Raw genomic sequence first — 24248 nt, forward strand, 5'->3', positions numbered from 1 at the left:
TTGTAATTTATGGCTTATTTAAAGTTTTAATTGCATTTTCTATATCTTGTATTAAATCTTCAGAATGTTCTAGTCCTATACAAAAACGAACGAGAAATCCTTGTTTTAAATGAGTGTGTTCTAAGCTACGCATCTCATTTAAATTGTATAGCATTACAAGGCTTACAGGACCGCCCCAGCTAAAACCAAGCTTAAATAATGTAAGCGCATCACAAAATTTACGAACATCTTCAAGCGTATATTTAGGGTCTAAAATAACACTCACTAAACCTGCGCTATGACCTTCTTTACACACTTCTTTCCAGTATGTGTGACCTGCGGAAGCTTCATCACTTGGATGTAATACTTGCACAAATTCTTTTTGCTGTTTTAGCCAATTTAATAGCTTAATTGCACTTTGTGATTGATGCTCATAACGAAGTTGCATAGAAGATAAACTACGTTGAATTTGAGAAACATCATCACCAGAAATACTAATACCTTGAATTGCATGCATACGGAATAGTTGATGATGTAACTTTTGATTACGAGTGACGATAGAGCCCATTAAAATATCACCGCCACCACTTGGATATTTTGTGAGTGCATGAACTGTAATATCTACACTTAGGTGTTCATTGCTAAAATCGAAAGCATTAAAGGCTAAGCCTGCGCCCCAAGTATTATCTAGCGCTGTAAGAATATTAAGTTGCTTTGCTTTTTTAACAAGATTTACTAAATCTGGAAATTCTAAAGTGACAGAACCTGCGGCTTCTAACCATAAAAATTTTGCTTTTTCCGTAGGCTGAAAAGTTGAAGCATCAATAGGGTTGTAAACTTTTACAGAAATGCCATAACGAGATTTCAGGTTTTGTAAATGCTCCATATTTGGACCGTAAATATTATCTGCAACCCAAACTTCATCTCCTTGAGATAAAAAACAAGAGTTCACTAAATTAATAGCGGATAAGCCACTTGGCGCAAGAAGAGCGTATTTTCCACCTTCAATTTGGGCAATGTTATCGCCTAATGTAAAGGTTGTGGGTGTTCCATGCGTACCATAGCTATAGTCATATTCATCAGTCCAATGGCGGTTAAACAAAGCATCGGTGTTATCAAAAATAATAGTAGATGCACGATATAGGGGAGGTTGAATTGTATTTATGAGTTGAGGGGCTTGTCTTGGTGCATGAATAAGTTTTGTTTGTTGATTCTTTTTCACAAGTAAATCTCTTGGTATGTATTTAATGCATCTAGCTTAAGAGAAATTTAGCGTTTTATGCTACAGAATTACGCAATTCTGTTAAAAACAGACAAATAAGTAAAAGTTGGCTTCGTTCTTGCAAAATTAAATAAATAGAGCAACAACAATTAGGATTTAGCGCATGAAGTCGCATTTAAAAGTACATTATTTTCAGCATATTGCTGGCGAAGGTTTTGGAAGTTGTTATGAATACTTAAAACAACTCAATGCACAAATAACAGCAACAGAATTTTTTGCCTTACCTTTGGATCGTCCGTTAGATATTGAGGCATTACCTACAGTAGAGGAGGTTGATCTATTGATTATTATGGGGGGGACAATGAGCGTAAATGATGAGGCTAATTTTCCTTGGCTAACTGTAGAAAAAAGATGGTTAAGAAGATACTTATCATTAGGTAAGCCGGCTCTGGGACTGTGTTTGGGAGGTCAACTCATTGCAAATGCTTTGGGTGCGGCAGTGAGTCGGAATTCAGAACAAGAGCTTGGATGGAGTGTTGTAAATAAAGTTAAAAATATATCTACTGAGTGTTTTGAGTTGCCCCACACGATAAATGTAATGCAATGGCATAGTGAAACCTTTGAAATACCTAAAGGAGCAATACATTTGGCAGAAAATGATGTATGTCGAAACCAGATGTACCAAATAGGAAAAAATGTACTTGGTTTTCAATTTCACCCAGAAATTACACCAGAAACTTTGTCTTTATTCTTAAAAGATGAAGATGAATTATCAAAGTTTGCGGGACAATATGTTCAGACAGAGTTAAGTTTGAGAAAAACGCCAAAGGAAAAATTTCAAGAAGGGAATAAGTTGTTAAAAGAAGCAATAGAATATGTATTAAGAAGATCAGCGTATTAGAGAAACGTTTACAAAATAAACAGACAGCAAGCTTGAATAAAGCAGATAAAAGGTAAAATAGATTTGCTTATGCAATAAACAATAGTTATAATGAGCGACCCTTTATTGAAAGGGGTTAGCTACAAATAAGTTAGCTAACATCGTGACAGTCATGGCATCGATCATGACCTTAGTGATTTTCACTGCCTTTGACACTTGCCTTACATTTGTGGGGGGAGATGCGTCAAGGGTGATTCTTTATATATTTTGGCTTGGAGTTAACTGGTATGTCTAACCAGAGAATTCGTATCCGTCTTAAGTCTTTTGATCACCGTTTAATTGATCAATCAGCTCAAGAAATCGTAGAAACAGCAAAACGTACTGGTGCACAAGTTTGTGGTCCAATTCCAATGCCTACACGCATTGAACGTTTTAACGTTTTAACATCACCACACGTAAACAAAGATGCGCGTGACCAGTACGAAATTCGTACTTACAAGCGTCTGATCGACATCGTTCAACCTACAGACAAAACTGTAGATGCGTTGATGAAGTTAGATCTTGCAGCTGGTGTTGATGTTCAGATCGCATTGGGTTAAGGCTTTCGGGTTAATTAACGTTCTATAAGTTAATTAGGCCGCTTTTTTAGAGGTTTATGCACATGGCTATTGGTTTAGTCGGTCGCAAGTGCGGTATGACACGTATCTTTACAGATGCTGGTGTTTCTGTACCTGTAACAGTGATTGAGGTTGATCCTAACCGCATCACACAAATCAAAACGCTTGAAACTGATGGTTATCAAGCGATTCAAATCACTACTGGTGAACGTCGCGAATCTCGCGTAACTAACGCTCAGAAAGGTCACTTTGCGAAAGCTGGTGTTGCTGCTGGTCGTCTAGTTCAAGAATTCCGTGCTACAGAAGCTGATCTTGAAGGTCGTGAAGTTGGTGGTACGCTTACAGTTGAATTGTTCACAGTTGGTCAAATCGTTGACGTAACTGGTCAATCTAAAGGTAAGGGTTTCCAAGGTGGTGTTAAGCGTTGGAACTTCCGTACGCAAGATGCTACTCATGGTAACTCTGTATCTCACCGTGTTTTAGGTTCTACTGGTCAAAACCAGACACCTGGTCGCGTATTCAAAGGCAAAAAAATGGCTGGCCATTTAGGTGCTGAACGCGTAACTACACAGGGTCTTGAAATCGTTGCTATCGACGTTGAACGTTCAGTTCTTGTTGTTAAGGGTGCGGTTCCTGGTGCTACCGGTGGTGACGTAACTGTACGTCCTACGATCAAGGCCTGAGGGGAAATAACGTGAATTTAAATACTGTTTCCGGCTCTGCTGTTGAATTATCTGAAGTTGCTTTCGGTCGTGAATTTAACGAAGCACTTGTACACCAGGTTGTTACAGCTTACTTAGCTGGTGGTCGTCAAGGTTCGAAAGCTCAGAAATCACGTGGCGATGTATCTGGCGGTGGTAAAAAACCATTCCGTCAAAAAGGTACTGGCCGTGCGCGTGCTGGTTCTATCCGTAGCCCAATCTGGGTTGGTGGTGGTAAAACTTTTGCTGCTCGTCCACAAGATTGGTCTCAAAAAGTTAACCGTAAAATGTACCGCGGTGCTATGCAATGCATCCTAGCTGAACTTGTTCGTCAAGATCGCTTGGTATTGGTTGAAGAGTTTGCTGTTGCAGCTCCGAAAACTAAAGAATTGCTTGCAAAACTTAACGACTTGAATGCTACTCGTGCATTAATCGTTACTGATGCTGTTGATGAAAACTTGTATCTTGCTGCTCGCAACATTCCACATGTAGATGTGGTTGATGCTGCAGCAATTGATCCTGTTAGCTTGATTGCGTTCGATAAAGTTGTTATGTCTGTTGCTGCTGCTAAGAAAATTGAGGTAGAACTAGGATGAACAACGAACGTTTATATCAAGTCCTACAAGGACCTGTATTTTCAGAAAAAGCACAAGTTTTAGGTGAAACTGCTGGTGTTCAAGTTTTTAAAGTTGCTTTAGGCGCTAACAAACTTGAAATCAAAAAAGCAGTAGAACAATTGTTTGGTGTGGAAGTTGTTAAAGTTAACACGACTATCACTAAAGGTAAGACTAAACGCTTTGGTAAAACATTAGGACGTCGTTCTGATGTTAAAAAAGCATACGTCACCCTGAAAGCTGGCCAAGATGTTGAAATGGCTGACTTGGGCGATACCGCTGAAAGCGCAGCGGAATAAGGACGAGAATTATGCCTATTCAAAAATGTAAGCCAACGTCACCAGGACGCCGCTTTGTAGAGAAGGTTGTTCACAGCCATCTACATAAAGGTGCTCCTTACTCTCCGTTGGTTGAAGCTAAAAAACGTACTGGTGGTCGTAACAATAACGGTCACATTACGACTCGTCACGTTGGTGGCGGTCATAAACAGCACTACCGTCTTGTTGACTTTAAACGTAACAAAGATGGCATTCCTGCTGTAGTTGAACGTATTGAATACGATCCTAACCGTACTGCACACATTGCACTTGTATTGTATGCTGACGGTGAGCGTCGTTATATTATTGCACCTAAAGGCCTTCGCGCTGGTGATCAAGTACAATCTGGTAACGATGCTCCAATTCGTCCAGGTAACTGCTTACCACTTCGCAACATGCCAATCGGTTCTACTCTTCACAACATCGAGCTTAAAATCGGTAAGGGCGCACAATTAGTACGTTCTGCTGGTACATCTGCTCAGTTGTTGGGTCGTGACGGTTCTTACGCAATTATTCGTCTACGTTCAGGCGAAATGCGTAAAGTACACGTTGAATGTCGTGCGGTTCTTGGTGAAGTTTCTAACCAAGAAAGCAACTTACGTTCACTAGGTAAAGCTGGTGCATCACGCTGGCGTGGTGTTCGTCCTACCGTTCGTGGTATGGCGATGAACCCAGTTGACCATCCACATGGTGGTGGTGAAGGGCGTAACAAAGGTATTCAACCTGTAAGCCCATGGGGTCAAAAAGCTAAAGGGTACAAAACACGTACCAATAAGCGTACGACTAAGATGATCATTCGCGACCGTCGCGTTAAGTAACAAGTAAAGGAATCTGACAATGCCTCGTTCTCTGAAAAAAGGCCCATTCGTCGATGCGCACTTGTTCGCTAAGGTTGAAGCGGCTATCGCGGCTAATAACCGTAAGCCGATCAAAACTTGGTCGCGTCGTTCGATGATCCTCCCGGATTTTGTTGGTTTAACAATTTCTGTCCATAATGGTCGTAACCATGTTCCAGTGATCGTATCTGAACATATGGTTGGTCATAAACTCGGTGAATTCGCGCCAACTCGTACCTATCGTGGTCACGGTGTTGACAAGAAGTCTAAACGTTAAGGTGCTATGATGGAAGTTACTGCTAAATTACGCGGTGCCGCTATCTCGGCACAAAAAGCACGTTTGGTTGCAGATTTAATCCGTGGCAAATCTATTGCTCACGCGCTTAATATCTTAAACTTCAGCAACAAAAAAGCTGCAGTTTTGGTTAAAAAAGCATTGGAATCTGCAATTGCGAATGCTGAACACAATAACAGTTTAGATGTAGACGACCTTAAAGTTTCTACGATTTACGTTGATGAAGGCACTAGCCTTAAACGTATTTTGCCACGTGCTAAAGGCCGTGCAGATCGTATTACTAAGCGTACTTGTCACATTACCGTTAAGGTAGGGGTTTGATATGGGTCAGAAGGTTCATCCAATCGGTATCCGCCTAGGTGTTGTGAAACGTCATAACGCTAATTGGTATGCGAGTCCGAAACAATACGCTGAATACTTGCTTAAAGATTTGCAAGTTCGTGAGTTTTTGAACAAAAAACTTAAGAATGCAATGATCAGCAATATTCTTATCGAACGTCCTACGGGCGCTGCTAAAATTACTATTAGCACTGCACGTCCTGGTATCGTTATCGGTAAAAAAGGCGAAGACATTGAGAAATTACAACGCGAATTAACATCTATTATGGGTGTTCCTGCGCAAGTAAGCATCAACGAAATCGACCGTCCAGATTTAGATGCTCGTTTAGTTGCTGAAGGTATTGCTTCACAATTAGAAAAGCGTGTTATGTTCCGTCGTGCTATGAAGCGTGCGGTTCAAAACTCTATGCGTGCTGGTGCTAAAGGTATCAAAGTTGAAGTTTCAGGTCGTTTAGGCGGTGCTGAGATTGCTCGTACAGAATGGTATCGTGAAGGTCGTGTACCTTTGCATACTTTACGTGCTGACATTGATTACTCATCAGTTCGTGCTGAGACTACTTACGGTACGATCGGTGTTAAAGTTTGGGTATTCCGTGGTGAGATTTTAGGTGGCATGAAACAAGTCATGAACCCTGCTCCTGCTGAAGAACGTCCAGCTAAACGCGGTCGCGGTCGTGGTGAAGGTCAAGAGCGTCGTGGTCGTCGCAATGATCGTTCTGCTGAAAAAGGAGAATAATCCATGTTGCAACCTAAACGTACTAAATTCCGCAAAGTGCAAAAAGGCCGTAACACTGGTTTAGCACATCGCGGTAGCACTGTATCTTTCGGTACAATTGCACTTAAATCAGTTGAACGTGGTCAAATGACTGCGCGTCAAATTGAAGCAGCGCGTCGTACAATCAGCCGTCGTATTAAACGTGGTGGTAAGATCTTTATCCGTGTTTTCCCAGACAAACCAATTACTAGTAAGCCATTAGAAGTTCGTATGGGTAAAGGTAAAGGTTCTGTGGAATACTGGGTTTGCCAAATCAAACCAGGTAAAGTCTTGTACGAAATTGATGGTGTTAACGAAGAATTGGCACGTGAGGCATTTGTTCTTGCTGCTGCTAAGCTTCCGTTTAAAACCACTATCGTGACTCGGACGGTAATGTAATGAAAACTAAAGATCTACGTGAAAAGTCGGTAGAAGAATTGACAGCTTTGCTTGATGAGCAACAGTTGAACCAATTCCGTCTTCGTATGGCTAAAGCAACTGGTCAATTGGGTAAATCGCACGAAGTTGCGCTTACTCGTAAGACTATTGCTCGCATCAAGACCCTCCTTACCGAAAAACAGGGGAACGCACAATGAGTGAGCAAACAGTTCGCACGTTAACAGGTAAAGTAGTAAGCGACAAAATGGAGAAATCTATTGTTGTTCTTATTGAACGCCGCGTTCAACACCCGTTGTATGGCAAATCAATCCGCCGTTCAACAAAATTACACGCTCATGATGAGAACAACACTGCTAAAGTTGGCGATGTTGTAACCATTAAAGAAAGCCGCCCAGTTTCTAAAACTAAGTCTTGGACTTTAGTTGAAGTGATTGAAGCAGCTGCTGAGTAATTAGACGTTCTTGTTGCATCATCGGTTAATTTCGAGTACTCTTTGAGCCTTTCGAAATGTGACCGGTGATGCTCGGTTTTGGAGTAGGGCAATGATTCAAACCGAAAGTATGCTAGACGTAGCAGACAACAGTGGTGCTCGCCGCGTACAATGTATTAAAGTACTAGGTGGTTCACATCGTCGTTATGCTTCTGTTGGCGACATTATTAAAGTTACTGTAAAAGAAGCTATTCCTCGTGGCCGTGTTAAAAAAGGCGACGTGATGAATGCTGTAGTTGTTCGTACTAAGTTCGGCATCCGTCGTCCAGACGGTTCTGTGATCCGTTTTGATGATAATGCTGCTGTTATCTTAAATACGAACAAAGCGCCGATTGCAACTCGTATTTTCGGACCAGTGACTCGTGAACTTCGTACTGAACAGTTCATGAAAATTATTTCATTGGCTCCTGAAGTACTATAAGAGGCGATCATGGCTAAGATTAAAAAAGGCGATCAAGTAATTGTGATCGCAGGTAAAGAAAAAGGCAAACAGGGTTCTGTTCTGTCTGTTTCAAACGACCGTGTTCTAGTTGAAGGCTTGAACTTGGTTAAGAAGCATCAAAAGCCGAACCGTGCAACAGGTGCTGAAGGCGCTGTAGTTACACAAGAAGCTTCGCTTCATATCTCAAACGTGGCAATTTTTAATGCTACAACCCAAAAGGCTGACCGTGTTGGTTACCAAGTGATTGATGGCGCGAAAACTCGCGTTTACAAATCAAATGGTGAATCAGTGGCGGTAGCGAAGTAATAGGTTGATTTAGGCTATGGCCAGACTTAAAACACGTTATAACGACGAACTTAAGGCTCAGTTACAAGAAACTTTAGCTCTTAAGAATGTGATGGATATTCCACGCATTACTAAAATTACCATTAACATGGGTGTTGGTGCAGCTTCAGCTGACAAGAAATTGTTAGATGGCGCTTTAGCTGACATGCAAGCTATTGCTGGTCAAAAACCAGTTCTTACATTAGCTCGCAAATCAATCGCTGGTTTCAAAATCCGTGATGGTTGGCCGATTGGTTGTAAAGTTACTTTACGCGGCGAACGTATGTACGAATTCTTAGACCGTTTGATCTCTATCGCGATCCCTCGTATCCGTGACTTCCGTGGTTTCTCTGCGAAATCATTCGATGGTCGTGGTAACTACTCAATGGGTCTTAAGGAACAAATCATGTTCCCTGAAATCGATTTTGATAAGATTGACCGTATTCGTGGTATGGACATTACCATCACTACGACTGCTCGTACTGATGACGAAGGCCGTGCGCTTATGCGTGCATTCGGCTTCCCGTTCAAATAAGAGGTCGATATGGCTAAGAAAGGTATGATTAATCGCGAATTGAAACGCGAAGCTACTGTAGCTAAATACGCTGCGAAACGTGCTGAACTAAAAGCAATTATCGCAAACGTAAATGCATCAGATGAAGAACGTTTCGAAGCGATGATGAAATTTCAAGCATTACCACGTAATGCGTCTCCAGTACGTCTGCGTAACCGTTGTGGTTTAACTGGTCGTCCTCATGGTTACTTCCGTAAGTTCGGTCTAAGCCGTAACAAATTACGCGATACAGTAATGCAAGGTGATGTACCGGGCGTTGTTAAGGCAAGCTGGTAAGGAGCACTATAAATGAGTATGCAAGATACCGTTGCCGACATGTTAACACGTGTTCGTAACGCACAAATGGCTAAGAAACAAACTGTTTCTATGCCAAACTCAAAGTTAAAAGTTGCAATCGCTAACGTTCTTCAACAAGAAGGTTATATTGCTGAAGTAGCTGTTGCTGATGCTGAAGGTAAAGCAACGCTTACTTTGACTTTAAAATATTTCGAAGGCAAACCAGTTATCGATACTGTTAAGCGCGTAAGCCGTCCAGGTCTTCGCCAATATCGCGGTAAAGATGCACTTCCTAGCGTTAAGCAAGGTTTAGGTATTGCAATTGTTTCTACAAGCAAAGGCATCATGACTGATCGCGCTGCACGTGCTGCGGGCATCGGTGGTGAAGTTATTGCTTTTGTTTCTTAATAGGTGATTCCTCATGTCTCGTGTGGCTAAAGCCCCAGTAACTGTACCTAACGGTGTAACAGTTACTCAGAACGGCCGGCAGGTCGAAGTGAAAGGCACTAAAGGTACATTGTCTTTCAACCTGCATGCGCTGGTCGAGCTTAAACAGGAAGACGGTACATTAGTTGTTGCTCCAGTTAAAGAATCTAAAGATTCTTGGATGCAAGCTGGTACTGCTCGCGCTGTTCTTAACAACCTTGTTAAAGGTGTTAGCGAAGGTTTCGAACGCAAGTTACAACTTATCGGTGTTGGTTATAAAGCTGCGGTTAAAGGTAATGTTATTAACCTTAGCCTTGGTTTCTCTCACCCGGTAGATTACAACCTTCCTGAAGGTGTAACTGCAGAAACTCCAACTGCTACTGAAATTATTCTTAAATCTGCTGATAAAGCAGCTTTAGGTCAAGTAGCTGCGGAAATTCGTGGTTACCGTCCTCCTGAGCCTTATAAAGGTAAAGGTGTTCGTTATTCTGACGAAGTTGTACTTCGTAAAGAAGCTAAGAAGAAATAAGGCGCGAGGTTCTTATGAACGAAAAGAAACAATCCCGTTTGCGTCGTGCGAAAAGCACACGCTTGCACATTCGTGCATTGGGTGCGACTCGTTTGTGTGTAAACCGCACTCCGCGTCACATCTATGCTCAAGTTATCTCAGCAGATGGTGGCAAAGTATTAGCTCAAGCTTCTACTTTAGATGCTACTCTACGTGCTGGTACAACTGGTAACGTAAATGCAGCCCAACAAGTTGGCGCTTTAATTGCAGAGCGTGCGAAAGCTGCTGGTGTAACTAAAGTTGCATTTGACCGTTCTGGTTTTAAATATCATGGTCGTATCAAAGCCTTGGCTGATGCTGCTCGTGAAAACGGTTTGGAGTTCTAATCATGGCTAAAGTTGAACAAAACGAAGGTCTTGTTGAAAAGCTGGTTGCCGTTGATCGTGTAGCCAAAGTTGTTAAGGGTGGTCGTATCTTCTCTTTCACAGCGTTAACTGTTGTGGGTGATGGTAATGGTCGCGTAGGTTTCGGTCGTGGTAAAGCACGTGAAGTTCCAGCTGCTATTTCTAAAGCGCTTGAAGCTGCTCGTCGCAACATGATTACAGTTGATCTAGTTGATGGTACTGTTCAGCATCCTATTAATGCTCGTCACGGTGCAAGCCGCGTTTACATGCAACCTGCTTCTGAAGGTACTGGTGTAATTGCTGGTGGTGCTATGCGTGCAGTTTTAGAAGCTGTTGGCGTACGTAACGTATTAACTAAATGTTATGGCTCTACCAATGCTGCTAACGTAGTAAACGCAACTTTTAATGGTTTGCGTGATATGACTTCTCCTGAGAAAGTCGCTGCGAAACGTGGTTTGACAGTAGCACAAATTCAAGGGTAATCAATCATGAAAACGATTAAAGTTACCCAGACTAAATCTTCAGCTCATCGCTTGAAAAATCATAAGCTTAGCTTGCAAGGTTTAGGTCTGCGTCGTATTGGTCATACTGTAGAAGTGCTAGATACGCCTTCTAACCGCGGTATGATCAACCAAGTCTACTATATGGTTAGTGTAGAGGAGTAAGCCATGACTCTGCGTTTAAATGAACTTGCACCTGCAGAAGGTGCAAAACGCGACAATTTACGTAAAGGTCGTGGTATCGGTTCTGGCGTTGGTAAAACCGGTGGCCGTGGTGTGAAAGGTCAAACTTCACGCTCTGGTGGTGGTGTACGTGCTGGATTCGAGGGTGGTCAAACTGCGTTGTATCGTCGTTTACCTAAATTCGGTTTCACTAGCCAAATCGCTTTGAAAACTGCTGAAGTACGTTTATCTGAGCTTTCTAAAGTTGAAGGTGATATCGTTTCACTTGAAACTTTAAAAGCAGCGAATGTTGTTCGTAAAGACATGATTCGCGCTCGTATCGTACTTTCTGGTGAAATTACTCGTGCTTTCACTGTTAAAGGTGTTGCATTGACTAAAGGCGCTAAAGCTGCTCTTGAAGCTGCTGGCGGCAAAGTCGAGGAGTAATCCCCAGTGTCTATGACTCCTAGTTCTTCAGGTCATGTAAACATGATGAAAGGTCAACCATTTCACGTGAAATACCGTGAAATTATTCGCCGAATGATGTTCCTCATTGGTGCTTTGTTGGTTTTTCGACTAGGAGCGCATATTCCAGTACCGGGTATCAATAATGCTGCCCTAGAGAATCTTTTTAATGCAAACCAAGGTACTATCCTTGGTTTGTTTAACATGTTCTCTGGTGGTGCATTAGAGAGAATGTCTATTCTTGCTTTAGGTATTATGCCGTATATTTCTGCATCTATTATTGTGCAGTTAATGTCTACGGTTGTTCCTTCGCTCGAAGCTTTGAAAAAAGAAGGCGAGCAAGGTAAGCGTAAAATAAATCAATATACGAGACAAGGCACATTGTTTCTTGCATTAGTGCAAGCAATTGGTATGTGTGCAGGCTTAATTAGTCAGGGTATTACTTTGACAAACGGCATGGCATTCTACATTCCAGCAGTGACTTCTTTGGTTGCTGGTACAATGTTCTTAATGTGGTTGGGTGAGCAAATTACTGAGCGTGGGGTGGGTAATGGTATTTCCATGATCATCTTCGCTGGTATTGTTGCTGGATTGCCAAACTTAGTTTTGCAATCACTTACTTCGGTGGATAATGGTCAATCAAGCTTAATAGGCTTGGCAATATTTGGTTTATTATCTTTGGGGGTTTTAGCAGCAATTGTGTTTATTGAGAAGGCGCAACGTCGTATTCCTGTAAACTATGCTCAAAAACAACAAGGTCGTCGTGTATTTACTGCGCAACAGACTCATTTGCCATTGAAAATTAATATGGCTGGTGTGATTCCTGCAATTTTTGCAAGTTCATTGCTTTTGTTCCCTGCGAGCTTAGGGCAGTGGGTAGGAAGTTCTGATGAAAATGCAGGATTTATTCAACGTAGCCTACAAGATTTAGCATTAGTTCTGTCACCTGGTCAGCCGTTGTATTTGGTGCTCTTTGGTGCGTTAATTATCTTTTTCTGTTATTTCTATACTGCGCTAGTATTTAGCCCTAAAGAAGTTTCAGAAAACTTGAAACGCAGCGGAGCTTATGTGCCTGGTATACGCCCAGGTGAGCAAACTGCTCGTTACTTAGATCATATTCTCAATCGTTTGACTTTTATTGGCGCGATTTACATAACAGTGATCTGCTTAATGCCGATGATTCTACAAAGCTCTTTTGGTATACCATTTAGCTTGGGTGGAACATCTTTGCTAATTGTTGTGGTTGTTGTGATGGACTTTATGGCTCAGCTTCAAGCACATCTCACATCGCACCAATACGATAATCAAACATTAATGAGAAAAACGACTGCTCATCCTAAGGGATAAGCGCACTTAGAGGTTTCATCATGAAAGTACAAGCTTCTGTTAAGAAAATTTGTGGTAGCTGTAAAGTTATCCGTCGTAATGGGGTTATTCGCGTAATTTGTAGCGCTGAACCTCGTCATAAGCAGCGTCAAGGTTAATTTAATCAAGACCTGTTGATTTCAGTAGGCTAATTAGGTTATTATCCGCCCCTCAAGATTTTTGTGGGGCGGTTGATTATCCAATTGCCTTTTTGGAGAAAATTGAATGGCTCGTATTGCCGGTGTAAACATTCCGGATAACAAGCATGCTGTTATCTCTCTAACGTATATCTTTGGTATCGGTCGTCATACTGCTAAGTCTATTTTGGCTGCTGTTGGTATTGCAACTACTACTAAGATTCGTGAATTAGATGACGCTCAGCTTGATGCGATTCGTGCAGAAGTTGCTAAGGTTCCTACCGAAGGTGATTTACGTCGCGAAATTTCCATGAACATTAAACGTTTAATGGATTTAGGCTGCTACCGCGGTCTTCGTCATCGTCGCAGCTTGCCTGTCCGCGGACAACGCACAAAAACTAACGCTCGTACCCGTAAAGGTCCGCGCAAACCTATTAAGAAATAAGATTTCTGGAAGCTAAAAGATGGCTAAAGATACTCGCACACGCAAGAAGGTCACTCGTACCGTCTCTGAAGGTGTTGCACACATTCACGCTTCTTTTAATAACACCATTGTGACTATTACCGATCGTCAAGGTAATGCACTGGCTTGGGCTACCTCTGGTGGACAAGGCTTCCGTGGATCACGTAAATCAACTCCGTTTGCTGCTCAGGTAGCTGCTGAAGTTGCTGGTAAAGCTGCTTTAGATTACGGTTTGAAAAACCTGGACGTCCTTGTAAAAGGTCCTGGTCCTGGTCGTGAGTCTGCGGTTCGTGCTTTAGGTGCAGTGGGTTATAAAATTAACAGCATTACCGATGTGACGCCAATCCCGCACAACGGTTGCCGTCCACCTAAAAAACGTCGCGTGTAAGGAGAAACATTCATGGCTCGTTATATTGGTCCAAAATGCAAACTCTCTCGCCGCGAAGGGACAGACCTGCAACTTAAATCAGGCGTTAAACCGTTTGATGTTAAGACAAAAAAACATGCTAAAGCTCCTGGCCAACATGGCGGGGCTCGTGGTAGCAAACAATCTGAGTACTCACTACAATTACGTGAAAAACAAAAAGTACGTCGTATGTACGGTGTTTTAGAGCGTCAATTTAGTAATTACTATAAAGAAGCTGCTCGTGTTAAAGGCGCAACTGGTGAAAACTTGTTGAAATTGCTTGAAAGCCGCCTAGATAACGTTGTTTATCGCATGGGTTTTGGTTCTACACGTGCAGAAGCTCGTCAGCTAGTATCTCACCGTTCAATCACTTTAAATGGTCGTCGTGTTAACATCGCGTCTATCCAAGTTAAAGCGGGCGATGTGATTGCAGTTCACGAAGGTGCTAAACAACAATTACGTATTAAAAACGCAATTGAGTTAGCTGCTCAACGTGGTATTCCTTCTTGGATGGAAATTGACCATTCTAAGTTGGAAGGTACGTTTAAAGCTGCACCAGATCGTTCTGATTTACCTGCTGAAATCAACGAAAGCTTGATTGTAGAATTGTATTCTAAATAATCCTTGAGGAAGCAATATGACGCGTACTGCAAATGAGTTTCTAACTCCGCAAGCGATCAAGGTCGAAGCGGTTAGCGGGACCTCGGCAAAAGTTATTCTAGAACCATTAGAGCGTGGCTTTGGTCATACTCTGGGTAATGCTTTACGTCGCATCCTTCTTTCTTCTTTACCTGGCGCTGCTGTGGTTGAAGTTGAAATTGAGGGTGTTGAGCACGAGTACAGTACCTTGGAAGGCTTGCAGCAGGACATCGTCGAGCTCTTGCTGAACCTAAAAGGATTGTCTATTAAGCTGTTCGATCAAAATGAAGCTTATTTGACATTAGAGAAACAAGGTCCTGGCGACGTAACAGCCGCTGACCTTCGTTTACCTCATAATGTTGAAGTGGTTAACCCTGAACACTTGATCGGTACTCTTAGTGCTTCTGGCTCTTTAAAAATGCGCTTGAAAGTTTCTCAAGGCCGTGGTTATGAAACTTCTGATTCACGCTTCCCTGAAGGCGAAACTCGCCCTGTAGGTCGCTTACAATTAGATGCTTCTTATAGCCCGATCAAACGTGTGTCTTACATCGTAGAAAATGCGCGTGTAGAACAACGTACTGACCTTGATAAGCTGATCATTGATCTTGAAACAAATGGTACTGTAGATCCAGAAGAAGCTATCCGCAAAGCGGCAACAATTTTGCAACAACAAATTGCAATTTTTGTTGATCTTCAAAAAGATCAAGCACCAGTTGCTCAAGAGCCTCGTGAAGAAGTTGACCCAATCTTGCTTCGTCCAGTAGATGATCTAGAGCTTACTGTTCGTTCTGCTAACTGTTTGAAAGCAGAAAATATTTACTACATCGGTGATCTTGTTCAACGTACTGAAGTTGAGTTGTTAAAAACTCCTAACTTAGGTAAAAAATCGTTGACTGAGATTAAAGATGTTCTGGCTTCAAAAGGCTTGCAACTCGGCATGCGTTTAGAGAACTGGCCACCGGCTAGTCTCCGTATGGACGATCGCTTTGCCTATCGTAGCCGTTAATTAAGTAGGACTATCACCATGCGTCATCGTAATAGTGGTGTGAAATTAGGCCGTACAAGCAGTCATCGTAAAGCGATGTTCCAAAACATGGCTAATTCTTTGTTCGAACATGAGTTAATTAAAACTACTGTTCCTAAAGCTAAAGAATTACGTCGTGTTGCTGAGCCTTTAATCACTTTAGCTAAAGTCGATACAGTAGCAAACCGTCGTTTGGCGTTTGCTCGTACTCGTTCAGCAGCAACTGTTGGTAAATTATTTACCGTTCTTGGCCCTCGTTACAAAGAACGTAACGGCGGTTATCTACGTGTGCTTAAAGCAGGCTTCCGTGCAGGTGATGCTGCGCCAATGGCTTATGTTGAGCTTGTAGATCGCGAAGTTAAATAATTTCGTAAGAATAGCTTCTGTTGTTCTTAGAAAAAGCCGGTTTTTAACCGGCTTTTTTTATTTTTAAAATAAGTAAAAAATCTGTCGTGAATAAATATTTTTAAGTTATATAAATAATAATTGATCGAGTCTTATTGGGTGGTAAATAAATTTGTATTTATTGTCTTCTGTATGAATAAGCTTAAATTTAATTCGTATCATGACTTTGCATATAAATACATCGAAACTTTTTAAGGGCTAGGTTACACTAGAGATTATTGAAATACGTTTAAATTTTGGATAAAACGATGACTGAAGAAATTAGTTTAGAAGAACGTAAAGTTATTTACCGTGCACGTCGTGGCTTAAAAGAAATTGATGTGTATTTTGATCCGTACGTTAAAAACTACTATTTGAAAGCAGATGTTGAAGAAAAAGAGATGTTTAATGAGTTAGTCGCTCAAGAAGATCCTGATCTTTTAGACTGGTTTATGGAGGTTTCTGAGCCACCACGTCCAGAACTTAAAGATTTTATTAAGAAATTGAAATTTTATGTGCATGGTGCATAGGGAATTTCATTTGAAACACAGTCGAATTTCGATTGTGTTTCAATTGGTGATTATTCTCTTAATTATTTTCATTCTATATCAATTATTAAATATTCTATTTCTAATCTTTTCTATTATTCTTTTAGTTATTTCATTTTTATTCTTTAATAAAAAAGAAAAAATTGAGTATTTAGCTTATTTAGATGATGATGTTTGGAGTCTTAAATTTAAAAATAATAAAGAAATATATAGAGTTGGTATTAAAAATATTTTAAATCATCAATTATATGTAGTGGTTCAATTCAAGCAATCTGAGCAAAAACCAATTGTTATTTGGTTTGATCAGTTAAATCGTACACAGTGGAAAAACTTAAAAGTATTGTCGGTGTTAAAATAAAAATCATGTAATAAATATGAAAAACTAAGCATTGTTAGACAATTTTTATACAATATTATTTCATTTCAATATACATTGTTGTAAGAGAGAACCTTACCTCTAAAGATCTTTTTTATTATTTTCGAACAAGAGAGCCTATTTAGGCTATCAGTTTATAAGTAGCATGTGCAGAACCGTCGCAGTGCTACTTTTTTTTATTTAAAGTTTATAAAAGTATTATTTTGATTTTAGCTATTTTTTAGTTTGTTTTGTAATAATGGACTACATAATAAAATGGCAGATAAAATAAATGCAAAGCCAATGATGCTATAGATATCTGGCATTTCATACCAGAAGAAATATCCCCAAATTCCAGCAAAAATAATAGCAATGTAATTTACTGGTCCAATTTGACCTGCTGGTGCAAGTTTATAAGCATTTGACATAAAAATTTGACTGATATTTGCAAGAATTCCTGCACAAATTAAATAACCAAGTTCTGTATAGGTGTATGGGCGCCAGACAAAAAACATAGGAATTGATGAGATTATTGTGCCGAAAAAGCAAAAATAGAAAACAATACGTTCAGGTGGTTCTGTTGAAGTTAATGCACGTACAGTCACAAATGCCATTGCGGCTAGAAAGCTTGAAACTAGACCGATGATAGAGAGTAAATTAAATAAGCCTGAGTCTGGTTTTGCAACAAAAAGTACGCCAAATAATCCAATAACCGCAGCTAAAAGCATCGTTTTGGTAATTTTCTCTTTCAAAAAAAGCCATGCTATTAATGGAATAAAAATTGGAGATGAATAAGAAAATACCATTGCATTTGAAAGCTTTAAATGTGCAATTGCATAAAAGAAACCATACATTGCTATAAGCCCGATGATTGAGCGCCAAGTATGCATCCAAAGCTTTTCAGTTTTAAAAAATACAGAACCATATTTTATGATGAAGGGTATGAAAATACATAGACCAACAATATTTCTAAAGAATACAACTGTTGCGTTATCTACTGTATAAGACGCATAGCGAATACAAACACCCATGAGTGAAAATAGAAGTGCTGAACAGGTTAAGCAAAGAATCGCGATTGGAAGATTCTGCTTTGAAGAAACATTGGTCATAAAAAAGGCTAGAATGGGTTTTAATTATTCTAGCCGAATTATCTATAAATGATAATTTATTTCGATTCAGTAAGTTGTGCTTCAAGTAATTTGATTTGTTCTTCTTTTAGCTGAATAAGTTGGTCAGCATCTGAATGTTGTGCTTTCAAAAGATCTTCCTGTTCTTTTAGCTGACTTTGAATATCATCTAATTTAGCAGCTTCTTCTTTTGCTAAAGATGCATTTTCAGGAACAGCTTCTTTAAGAATATCTTCTGAAACTAAAACTGAACTACTTTCCTCAAGAGTAATAATTTCACTTGCAGGTATTTCATTCGTCTTATTGAGTGCAATAGCTTCAGAAGCAGGTGATGTGTTATCACTTGGGTTTTCATCTTGCTTAGATGAAAAATTTAAATAAGCAAAAATACCCGCAATAATGAGAAGTAAAAAACCAATAATTCCCAATATTTTTTTTGAATTCTTTGTTTCTTTTATTGCCATGTGATCAATCCTGTCATTATTTTTGACGTGGTTTGAATTGTATTACCCCAATATCATCGGGAATAGCTGGAACCTCAGGCTCATCAATATGAGTCGGGCGGTTTTCGCTATAGCCACAATCAATACATTCAATCCACTCATTATCACCAGAAGTAAGCATGACAACACGGTCTAAGGCCTGACATTTTGGGCATTTTGCACCAGCGATGAAACGACGCTTAAGAGTCATCATACTTACCTAAATTTAAACTAAGACAGGTAGTTTAAGATTTTACTAGGCATTCGTCCAACCTTGATGACGTAATAATGCATCAATTTTCGGCTCACGTTTTCGGAAATTGATAAATGCATCAAGTGCTTGATCTTTTCCGCCAACTGCTAGAATAAACTTTCTAAACTGTTTTCCTGTTTCTGTGTTGAAAATGCCATCTTGCTCGAAACGATCAAAGGCATCACTTGCTAAAACCTCTGCCCATTTATAAGAGTAATAACCCGCAGCATAACCACCTGCAAAAATATGACTAAAACCATGTTGGAAGCGATTATAAGATGCTGTAGGCGCAACTGAATATTTATGGCGAATATCATCCATAGTTGCTTGGATGTTTGCCGCATTTAAAGCAGGATTGGCTTTATGAATATTTAAGTCAAATAAGGCGAATTCAATTTGACGTAAGGTTTGCATACCAGATTGGAAGAAACGTGCATCTAAGAGCGCTTTTAAAAGTTCTTTAGATAAAGTTTCTTTGGTTTCGATATGTTCGCTGAGCAAATCTAAACTTTCATGATCCCAAGCCCAAAACTCCATAAATTGGCTTGGAAGCTCCACAGCATCCCACGCTACGCCATGTGTACCTGCAACAGAAATATTGTCTACTTCAGTTAACATGTGATGTAAGCCATGTCCAAATTCATGGAATAGGGTAATCACTTCATCATGGGTTAATAGCGCAGGTTGGTCGCCCACAGGTGGAGTGAAGTTACACACCATGTAGCAAATTGGGTTTTGTAAACCGTTGCTTGTTTGCATGCGAGAACGGAAGCCACTCATCCATGCACCGCCACGTTTTCCGCTACGTGCATAAAGATCGAAGTAGAAGCCACCAACAACTTTACCTTGATCTTCCAGTTCAAAATAGCGTGCATCTTCATGCCAAACAGGTGCTTGGCGTTCCACAATATTGATGCCATAAAGACGATTCACAATGCTGAATAAGCCTTGCAAAATTTTAGGTGCAGGGAAGTAGGGTTTTAATGCTTCTTGTGAAAGATTAAATTGCTGAACTTTGAGTTTTTCTGAGTAGTAAGTGGTATCCCAAGGTTCTAAATTTGAAATACCATCTTCAGATGCAATGGCTTTTAATTCTGCAATTTCTTTTTCCGCAGGTGCGCGTGCATGTTCTGCTAAATCGATAAGGAACTTATCTACAGTTTCAACATCTGGTGCCATTTTGCTTGCAAGAGAAAGTTCTGCATAGTTTTGGAAACCAAGAAGTTGCGCCATTTCTTGACGTAAACTTAGAATTTCTTCCATCACCGCTGTATTGTCAAATTCAGGATGATCACTTATTTCTGATGCACGTGTTGTATAGGCTTTATAAAGCTCTTCACGTAATTCGCGGTTTTCGGCATACGTCATAATCGCAAGATAAGATGGAATATCTAAAGTTGCGACAGTTTGTTCTAACTCACGTTGTTGACCATATTGTTTTAATAGTTCAACACTGCTTTGCGGCAAGCCTTTAAGTTGATCTTCAGAAAGTGCTTTGAAGTAAGCTTGTGTTGCATCTAACACATGGTTTGAAAAGTCAGATGATAGTTGAGATAAACGTGCAGAAATTTCTGCATAACGTTTTTTTGCTTCGCCCTCTAACGCAACACCTGAAAGTTTGAAGTCACGTAAGGCAAGTTTAATAGCACTTTGTTGTGCTTCAGAAAGTGTCTCAAAATTCGCAGAATCATGCACATTTTGATAAGTTTGATAAAGCGCAGTGTGCTGACCAAGCTCTGTGTAATATTCACTTAAAGAAGGAAGTAATGCTTGATAAACTTCACGTGTTTCTGTGTTGTTCATAACTGCATTAAGGTGCGATAAAACACCCCAAGCTTCACTCATATTATTTTCAAGCGCATCAACTTGATCGAGTGTTGCAAGTTGTTCATTTGTAGATGCAGGAACTTCTGTAAGAGCTTTTAAGAAGCTTTGTCCTTGTTGAATGGCGTGTTCAATATTTTGTTTTAATGATTCAAGTGTAATTTGATCGAACTGTGGTACTGGCAAAGTTGCCTTTTCTAAAGTCATCGCAATGCGCCATAAATTTTCTAAGTTGATAGTAGATGTAAGGGCGGTAGGAAGATAAATCAAGAAGATTTATACGCTTTACTTGAATTAATCATTTAGATTTACTTTTTATAGATAAAAAAGAGCGCCGAAGCGCTCTTTTTTAGTTTTAAGAATTAATCTATTTTTGCTTTCGCATTAGATTTTTTCTTTTTTGCTTTGGCTTTTTTCTTCGCCTTCGCTTTCTCTATTTTTTCAGCCGATTTTTTCGTTGGCTTTGTATAAGAGCTTGGCTGACCTTTAGCTTTTTTCTTACGAAGCGGTTTTTCACCATTTTCGCTAGACACAGTTTTTGGATGCTCCCCAAAAACTTCTTCTTTAGTGTGAGAAGGGGCTTTTGCTGCAACTCTTGGTGCTCGGCTACGAATAGTTCGACCTGCATGCGTTAATTGTTGAAGCAATTCGAAGTCAATCTTACGATCTTCCAAGTTTACTGCTGCAACTTTAATTTTAACTTCATCGCCTAAGCTAAACGTTTGCCCACGGCCTTGACCCACCAAACTTTGACTTGCTTGATCGAATACAAAGAAGTCATCGCCCAATTGGCTGACGTGAATCATGCCATCTACATAAAGGTCTTTGAGTGTTACAAATAGACCAAATTCAGCAACGGCAGAAATAACACCTACAAACTCTTCACCTAGGTGCTGATGCATGTAGTGGCATTTCAACCATGTTGTTACAGAGCGAGATGCTTCATCTGCACGACGTTCAGTTGCAGAAAAATGAGTTCCTGCTTCTTCTAAAGCACCGCCAGAAAGTGGAGATGGCTTTTGTTTTAAGTGTGCTTTGATTGCTCTATGTAACAACAAGTCAGGATAGCGACGAATTGGCGATGTGAAATGCGTATATGCATCGTATGCCAAACCGAAGTGACCTGCGTTATTTGGACCATAGTAAGCTTGCATCATTGAGCGTAAAAGTACGGCATGAATGCTTGGTGCATCAATACGGTCTTTGGTTGCTTCAATAACAGCTTGATAGTCTGCTTGAGTAGGTTGTTCTGGGAATTGCAAACCTAATAATTTTACAAAGTCGCGAACTTTTTGAATACGTGAAAATTCAGGTGACTCGTGAATACGGTAGAGCATTGGAATTTCATTTTTCAATGCATATTCTGCTGCTGCAACGTTAGCAAGCAACATGCACTCTTCAATTAGTTTATGTGCATCGTTACGGCTACGTGGCAAGATTTGATTAATTCCACCAAGTTCGTCGAATGTCATGTATGTTTCAACAGTTTCAAATTCCATAGCATGACGTTCTGCACGTAAGCCTTTTAGAACTTGGTATAACTGGAACAACGTATTTAACGATTTGCGAACGTCACGATCTTCTGTAATTGCACTGCTGTCGCCATCAAAATATTGGGCAACTTTGTCATAGGTTAAACGTGCTTTTGAATGCATAACAGATGGATAGAATTCATAACCAGTTACTCGACCTGCACGTGATAATTTTAAATCACACACCATGCATAGGCGGTCAACATTTGGGTTTAATGAACATAAGCCATTTGAAAGCGCTTCTGGAAGCATTGGTAGAACGAAATGAGGGAAATACACAGAAGTACCACGTTCTTGTGCTTCATCGTCTAGTGGCTTGCCTGTACGCACGTAATGGCTTACATCGGCAATAGCAACAACAACACGATAACCGCCACCTGGACGTTTTTCTGCATATACAGCATCATCGAAGTCACGAGCATCTTCACCATCAATAGTGACTAATGGTAAATCACGTAAATCGATACGATCTTTTCGGTCTTGTGCAGTTGGTTCTTTGAAGCTTTCAGCATCCTCAATCACTTCAGCAGGGAATTCATACGGCAAACCAAATTCTAAAATAGTTTGCGGAATAATAATTTCCGTATCTGCTTTATCTGCCATAGATTGAACAATATGACCTGTCGCAAATTCTTCACGTGTTGGATAGCTGTCTAGCTCTACACGTAAAGAATCACCAACATTCACTTTTGCATGTTCAATCAGTTCTTTTTCTAAAGTAATAGGTTGATGTGCATTTGGATTTGAAGGTTGAATGAAATATTCGCCTTCATGCACAGCCAATTTACCAATAATTTGTTTCACACGATGTTGCACAACTTCTGTAATAAAGCCCCAAGCTTTACCTTTACGATCTACAGATGTTTGGCGCACTTTAACGCGGTCGCCATTAAACACAAGGCGAAGTTCACGCTCAGGAAGCAATAAATCATCATGACCTGAAATATTTGCGTTACCCATACCTTTTGAATTGATATAGACAGTTGCTTCGTGAACAGGTTGTTCTTCTGCAATTTGGAACTTAAACCCATCTTTCATGAGTTGACCGTCACGCACCATTGCAATTAAACGATGGCTTAAAGCATCAATACTTTTTTGATCTACAATTTTAAAATGCTCGACTAAATCTGCATGAGATAAAGGCGTAGCTTGTTTTTCAATAGTCTCAGTAATGAGAGTACGGCTTGGAATGGGATTTTCGTAACGTTCAGCTTCTGCTTTCGCTTCAGGATCGACCCAATTTTTCATAATATCTATGACTTCAAGTTAGAAGAATAGGTTTAGCATAAGTCATGCAAGGAAATACTGCACGCAATTGATGACAATATTGTGCATTCAGTCGGATTTTATAAAATAATTTGTGTAAACAGATTTTAAAATATCAAAAAACAACCAAAATTTAGAAAATAAACATTAAATTGTTTAAAAAGTATTTAATTGATCGAAAATATGAAAAATATATAAAGACTAGGCTTGCAGTAATTTCATTATCTTTGTATTATGGCGCCTCGTTACGGTGAGATGGGTGAGTGGCTGAAACCACATCCCTGCTAAGGATGCATACGGGTAACTGTATCGAGGGTTCGAATCCCTCTCTCACCGCCAACGAATAACTTGAAATGCGCTCATAGCTCAGCTGGATAGAGCACTTGGCTACGAACTAAGGGGTCGGGAGTTCGAATCTCTCTGAGCGCACCAATCAAGTTAATCGTGAACGAAGTCGAAAGACACTCAGGTACGCGCTCATAGCTCAGCTGGATAGAGCACTTGGCTACGAACTAAGGGGTCGGGAGTTCGAATCTCTCTGAGCGCACCAACTTAAACATTATTGCAAGTGTTTAAAATAAAGAACCGCACATGTTGCGGTTTTTTTGTGTCTGTAAATTTTGAAGATTAGGCTTATTAGCTCGGAATTTTTATTTTTCAACTTATAAAATAAATATGTGAATTGCTTAAAATGGTAAAATAGATGAAAGATTGTGCACAAAAGTGCATATCGAATAATTACTAAACACTTGAAAACTTATTTTAGAAATAAGGCTTAACATCTTTGAATTATCACGTATAATGCGTCACATCAAGACATCGCGCTCATAGCTCAGCTGGATAGAGCACTTGGCTACGAACTAAGGGGTCGGGAGTTCGAATCTCTCTGAGCGCACCAACTTGATCATCTTAACGATGT

36 protein-coding genes, 4 tRNA genes and 1 pseudogene are annotated in these 24248 nt (G+C 40.2%); 35 read left to right on the plus strand and 6 right to left on the minus strand.

The window, feature by feature from the left end; translation table 11 throughout:
* Positions 1-7: 7 nt before the first annotated feature.
* A complete protein-coding gene (locus tag MZO21_RS01655; protein WP_248101998.1) occupies positions 8-1201 on the minus strand; it encodes a PLP-dependent transferase in 1194 nt (397 codons plus the stop codon).
* 163 nt (positions 1202-1364) lie between these two features.
* Between MZO21_RS01655 and MZO21_RS01660 the strand changes: the two genes are divergently transcribed.
* The 31 genes and pseudogenes from MZO21_RS01660 (at position 1365) to MZO21_RS01810 (ending at position 16848) form a co-directional block, all read left to right on the plus strand.
* Positions 1365-2102, plus strand: a complete 738-nt coding sequence (locus MZO21_RS01660; protein ID WP_248102001.1) for a type 1 glutamine amidotransferase — start codon at positions 1365-1367, stop codon at positions 2100-2102.
* 266 nt (positions 2103-2368) lie between these two features.
* A complete protein-coding gene (rpsJ, locus tag MZO21_RS01665) occupies positions 2369-2680 on the plus strand; it encodes a 30S ribosomal protein S10 (protein ID WP_000070912.1) in 312 nt (103 codons plus the stop codon).
* Between the two features lie 62 nt (positions 2681-2742).
* Entirely contained in the window at positions 2743-3381 is a 639-nt protein-coding gene (gene rplC, locus MZO21_RS01670) for a 50S ribosomal protein L3 (RefSeq protein ID WP_154771855.1), read from the plus strand.
* Between the two features lie 11 nt (positions 3382-3392).
* A complete protein-coding gene (gene rplD / locus MZO21_RS01675) occupies positions 3393-3995 on the plus strand; it encodes a 50S ribosomal protein L4 (protein WP_005012993.1) in 603 nt (200 codons plus the stop codon).
* Positions 3992-4312 carry a 50S ribosomal protein L23 gene (rplW, locus tag MZO21_RS01680; RefSeq protein WP_154771857.1) on the plus strand — a complete coding sequence of 107 codons (321 nt, stop codon included), beginning with the start codon at positions 3992-3994 and terminating at the stop codon, positions 4310-4312. Before rplD ends, rplW begins: the two co-directional genes overlap by 4 nt.
* Positions 4313-4323: 11 nt before the next feature.
* Complete coding sequence (gene rplB / locus MZO21_RS01685; protein WP_154771858.1) at positions 4324-5148, plus strand: 50S ribosomal protein L2; 825 nt, start codon at positions 4324-4326, stop codon at positions 5146-5148.
* Positions 5149-5167: 19 nt separating this feature from the next.
* Positions 5168-5443 (plus strand): 30S ribosomal protein S19, encoded by a 276-nt coding sequence (gene rpsS / locus MZO21_RS01690; RefSeq protein WP_004281508.1) that lies wholly within the window; start codon positions 5168-5170, stop codon positions 5441-5443.
* Between the two features lie 9 nt (positions 5444-5452).
* Positions 5453-5782, plus strand: coding sequence for a 50S ribosomal protein L22 (gene rplV, locus MZO21_RS01695; RefSeq protein ID WP_086189609.1), 330 nt, complete (start codon positions 5453-5455; stop codon positions 5780-5782).
* A gap of 1 nt (position 5783) precedes the next feature.
* A pseudogene (gene rpsC, locus MZO21_RS01700) lies at positions 5784-6600 on the plus strand (30S ribosomal protein S3).
* The gene (gene rplP, locus MZO21_RS01705) at positions 6540-6953 is read left to right on the plus strand and encodes a 50S ribosomal protein L16 (protein ID WP_154771859.1); all 414 of its coding nucleotides are present in this window, start codon (positions 6540-6542) and stop codon (positions 6951-6953) included. Before rpsC ends, rplP begins: the two are co-directional and overlap by 61 nt.
* The gene (gene rpmC / locus MZO21_RS01710; RefSeq protein WP_004825188.1) at positions 6953-7150 is read left to right on the plus strand and encodes a 50S ribosomal protein L29; all 198 of its coding nucleotides are present in this window, start codon (positions 6953-6955) and stop codon (positions 7148-7150) included. Before rplP ends, rpmC begins: the two co-directional genes overlap by 1 nt.
* Positions 7147-7404, plus strand: a complete 258-nt coding sequence (gene rpsQ / locus MZO21_RS01715; protein ID WP_154771860.1) for a 30S ribosomal protein S17 — start codon at positions 7147-7149, stop codon at positions 7402-7404. The genes rpmC and rpsQ overlap by 4 nt, the downstream gene beginning before the upstream one ends.
* 91 nt (positions 7405-7495) lie before the next feature.
* Positions 7496-7864, plus strand: coding sequence for a 50S ribosomal protein L14 (gene rplN, locus MZO21_RS01720; protein WP_067762909.1), 369 nt, complete (start codon positions 7496-7498; stop codon positions 7862-7864).
* Between the two features lie 9 nt (positions 7865-7873).
* Positions 7874-8191: a 50S ribosomal protein L24 gene (gene rplX, locus MZO21_RS01725; RefSeq protein WP_154771861.1), complete on the plus strand. Its 318-nt coding sequence runs from the start codon at positions 7874-7876 to the stop codon at positions 8189-8191.
* A gap of 16 nt (positions 8192-8207) precedes the next feature.
* Positions 8208-8744: a 50S ribosomal protein L5 gene (rplE, locus tag MZO21_RS01730; protein WP_154771862.1), complete on the plus strand. Its 537-nt coding sequence runs from the start codon at positions 8208-8210 to the stop codon at positions 8742-8744.
* A gap of 9 nt (positions 8745-8753) precedes the next feature.
* Positions 8754-9059, plus strand: coding sequence for a 30S ribosomal protein S14 (gene rpsN / locus MZO21_RS01735; RefSeq protein ID WP_120373538.1), 306 nt, complete (start codon positions 8754-8756; stop codon positions 9057-9059).
* 12 nt (positions 9060-9071) lie between these two features.
* Entirely contained in the window at positions 9072-9467 is a 396-nt protein-coding gene (rpsH, locus tag MZO21_RS01740) for a 30S ribosomal protein S8 (RefSeq protein WP_154771863.1), read from the plus strand.
* 13 nt (positions 9468-9480) lie between these two features.
* On the plus strand, positions 9481-10014 hold the full coding sequence (rplF, locus tag MZO21_RS01745; RefSeq protein ID WP_248102004.1) for a 50S ribosomal protein L6: 534 nt from the start codon (positions 9481-9483) through the stop codon (positions 10012-10014).
* 14 nt (positions 10015-10028) lie between these two features.
* Positions 10029-10379 (plus strand): 50S ribosomal protein L18, encoded by a 351-nt coding sequence (rplR, locus tag MZO21_RS01750; protein WP_152874603.1) that lies wholly within the window; start codon positions 10029-10031, stop codon positions 10377-10379.
* A gap of 2 nt (positions 10380-10381) precedes the next feature.
* A complete protein-coding gene (rpsE, locus tag MZO21_RS01755; protein WP_154771865.1) occupies positions 10382-10879 on the plus strand; it encodes a 30S ribosomal protein S5 in 498 nt (165 codons plus the stop codon).
* A 6-nt stretch (positions 10880-10885) separates the two neighbouring features.
* Positions 10886-11062, plus strand: a complete 177-nt coding sequence (rpmD, locus tag MZO21_RS01760) for a 50S ribosomal protein L30 (protein ID WP_154771866.1) — start codon at positions 10886-10888, stop codon at positions 11060-11062.
* Positions 11063-11065: 3 nt separating this feature from the next.
* The gene (gene rplO, locus MZO21_RS01765; protein WP_154771867.1) at positions 11066-11506 is read left to right on the plus strand and encodes a 50S ribosomal protein L15; all 441 of its coding nucleotides are present in this window, start codon (positions 11066-11068) and stop codon (positions 11504-11506) included.
* A gap of 45 nt (positions 11507-11551) precedes the next feature.
* A complete protein-coding gene (gene secY, locus MZO21_RS01770) occupies positions 11552-12871 on the plus strand; it encodes a preprotein translocase subunit SecY (protein WP_171501184.1) in 1320 nt (439 codons plus the stop codon).
* A gap of 20 nt (positions 12872-12891) precedes the next feature.
* Positions 12892-13008: a 50S ribosomal protein L36 gene (gene rpmJ / locus MZO21_RS01775; RefSeq protein ID WP_000867907.1), complete on the plus strand. Its 117-nt coding sequence runs from the start codon at positions 12892-12894 to the stop codon at positions 13006-13008.
* A gap of 106 nt (positions 13009-13114) precedes the next feature.
* Positions 13115-13471, plus strand: a complete 357-nt coding sequence (gene rpsM, locus MZO21_RS01780; protein ID WP_154771868.1) for a 30S ribosomal protein S13 — start codon at positions 13115-13117, stop codon at positions 13469-13471.
* Positions 13472-13490: 19 nt separating this feature from the next.
* Positions 13491-13877: a 30S ribosomal protein S11 gene (gene rpsK, locus MZO21_RS01785; RefSeq protein WP_001040166.1), complete on the plus strand. Its 387-nt coding sequence runs from the start codon at positions 13491-13493 to the stop codon at positions 13875-13877.
* A 12-nt stretch (positions 13878-13889) separates the two neighbouring features.
* Positions 13890-14516 (plus strand): 30S ribosomal protein S4, encoded by a 627-nt coding sequence (gene rpsD, locus MZO21_RS01790; RefSeq protein WP_154771869.1) that lies wholly within the window; start codon positions 13890-13892, stop codon positions 14514-14516.
* Positions 14517-14532: 16 nt separating this feature from the next.
* The gene (locus MZO21_RS01795) at positions 14533-15540 is read left to right on the plus strand and encodes a DNA-directed RNA polymerase subunit alpha (RefSeq protein WP_154771870.1); all 1008 of its coding nucleotides are present in this window, start codon (positions 14533-14535) and stop codon (positions 15538-15540) included.
* A gap of 18 nt (positions 15541-15558) precedes the next feature.
* Positions 15559-15924: a 50S ribosomal protein L17 gene (rplQ, locus tag MZO21_RS01800; protein WP_034587447.1), complete on the plus strand. Its 366-nt coding sequence runs from the start codon at positions 15559-15561 to the stop codon at positions 15922-15924.
* A 287-nt stretch (positions 15925-16211) separates the two neighbouring features.
* Positions 16212-16472 (plus strand): succinate dehydrogenase assembly factor 2, encoded by a 261-nt coding sequence (locus tag MZO21_RS01805; protein WP_154771871.1) that lies wholly within the window; start codon positions 16212-16214, stop codon positions 16470-16472.
* Between the two features lie 10 nt (positions 16473-16482).
* Positions 16483-16848, plus strand: coding sequence for a hypothetical protein (locus MZO21_RS01810; protein WP_154771872.1), 366 nt, complete (start codon positions 16483-16485; stop codon positions 16846-16848).
* 227 nt (positions 16849-17075) lie between these two features.
* On the opposite strand, the gene MZO21_RS01815 is transcribed toward MZO21_RS01810, so the two are convergent.
* The 5 genes from MZO21_RS01815 to rnr form a co-directional block, all read right to left on the minus strand.
* Entirely contained in the window at positions 17076-17954 is an 879-nt protein-coding gene (locus MZO21_RS01815) for a DMT family transporter (protein ID WP_248102007.1), read from the minus strand.
* Between the two features lie 56 nt (positions 17955-18010).
* On the minus strand, positions 18011-18436 hold the full coding sequence (locus MZO21_RS01820) for a hypothetical protein (RefSeq protein WP_154771874.1): 426 nt from the start codon (positions 18434-18436) through the stop codon (positions 18011-18013).
* A gap of 16 nt (positions 18437-18452) precedes the next feature.
* Complete coding sequence (locus MZO21_RS01825; RefSeq protein ID WP_427986188.1) at positions 18453-18665, minus strand: YheV family putative zinc ribbon protein; 213 nt, start codon at positions 18663-18665, stop codon at positions 18453-18455.
* A 45-nt stretch (positions 18666-18710) separates the two neighbouring features.
* On the minus strand, positions 18711-20738 hold the full coding sequence (locus MZO21_RS01830; protein WP_154771876.1) for a M3 family metallopeptidase: 2028 nt from the start codon (positions 20736-20738) through the stop codon (positions 18711-18713).
* A gap of 155 nt (positions 20739-20893) precedes the next feature.
* A complete protein-coding gene (gene rnr, locus MZO21_RS01835; RefSeq protein ID WP_248102022.1) occupies positions 20894-23314 on the minus strand; it encodes a ribonuclease R in 2421 nt (806 codons plus the stop codon).
* Positions 23315-23578: 264 nt separating this feature from the next.
* Between rnr and MZO21_RS01840 the strand changes: the two genes are divergently transcribed.
* The 4 genes from MZO21_RS01840 (at position 23579) to MZO21_RS01855 (ending at position 24227) form a co-directional block, all read left to right on the plus strand.
* Positions 23579-23668 (plus strand) — tRNA-Ser (locus tag MZO21_RS01840).
* Between the two features lie 16 nt (positions 23669-23684).
* A tRNA-Arg gene (locus MZO21_RS01845) sits at positions 23685-23761 on the plus strand.
* A 41-nt stretch (positions 23762-23802) separates the two neighbouring features.
* A tRNA-Arg gene (locus MZO21_RS01850) sits at positions 23803-23879 on the plus strand.
* Between the two features lie 271 nt (positions 23880-24150).
* Positions 24151-24227 (plus strand) — tRNA-Arg (locus MZO21_RS01855).
* Positions 24228-24248 lie beyond the last annotated feature (21 nt).

The sequence above is a fragment of the Acinetobacter portensis genome (genome assembly GCF_023158935.1).
In the GTDB taxonomy this organism is placed as follows: Bacteria; Pseudomonadota; Gammaproteobacteria; order Pseudomonadales; family Moraxellaceae; genus Acinetobacter; species Acinetobacter faecalis.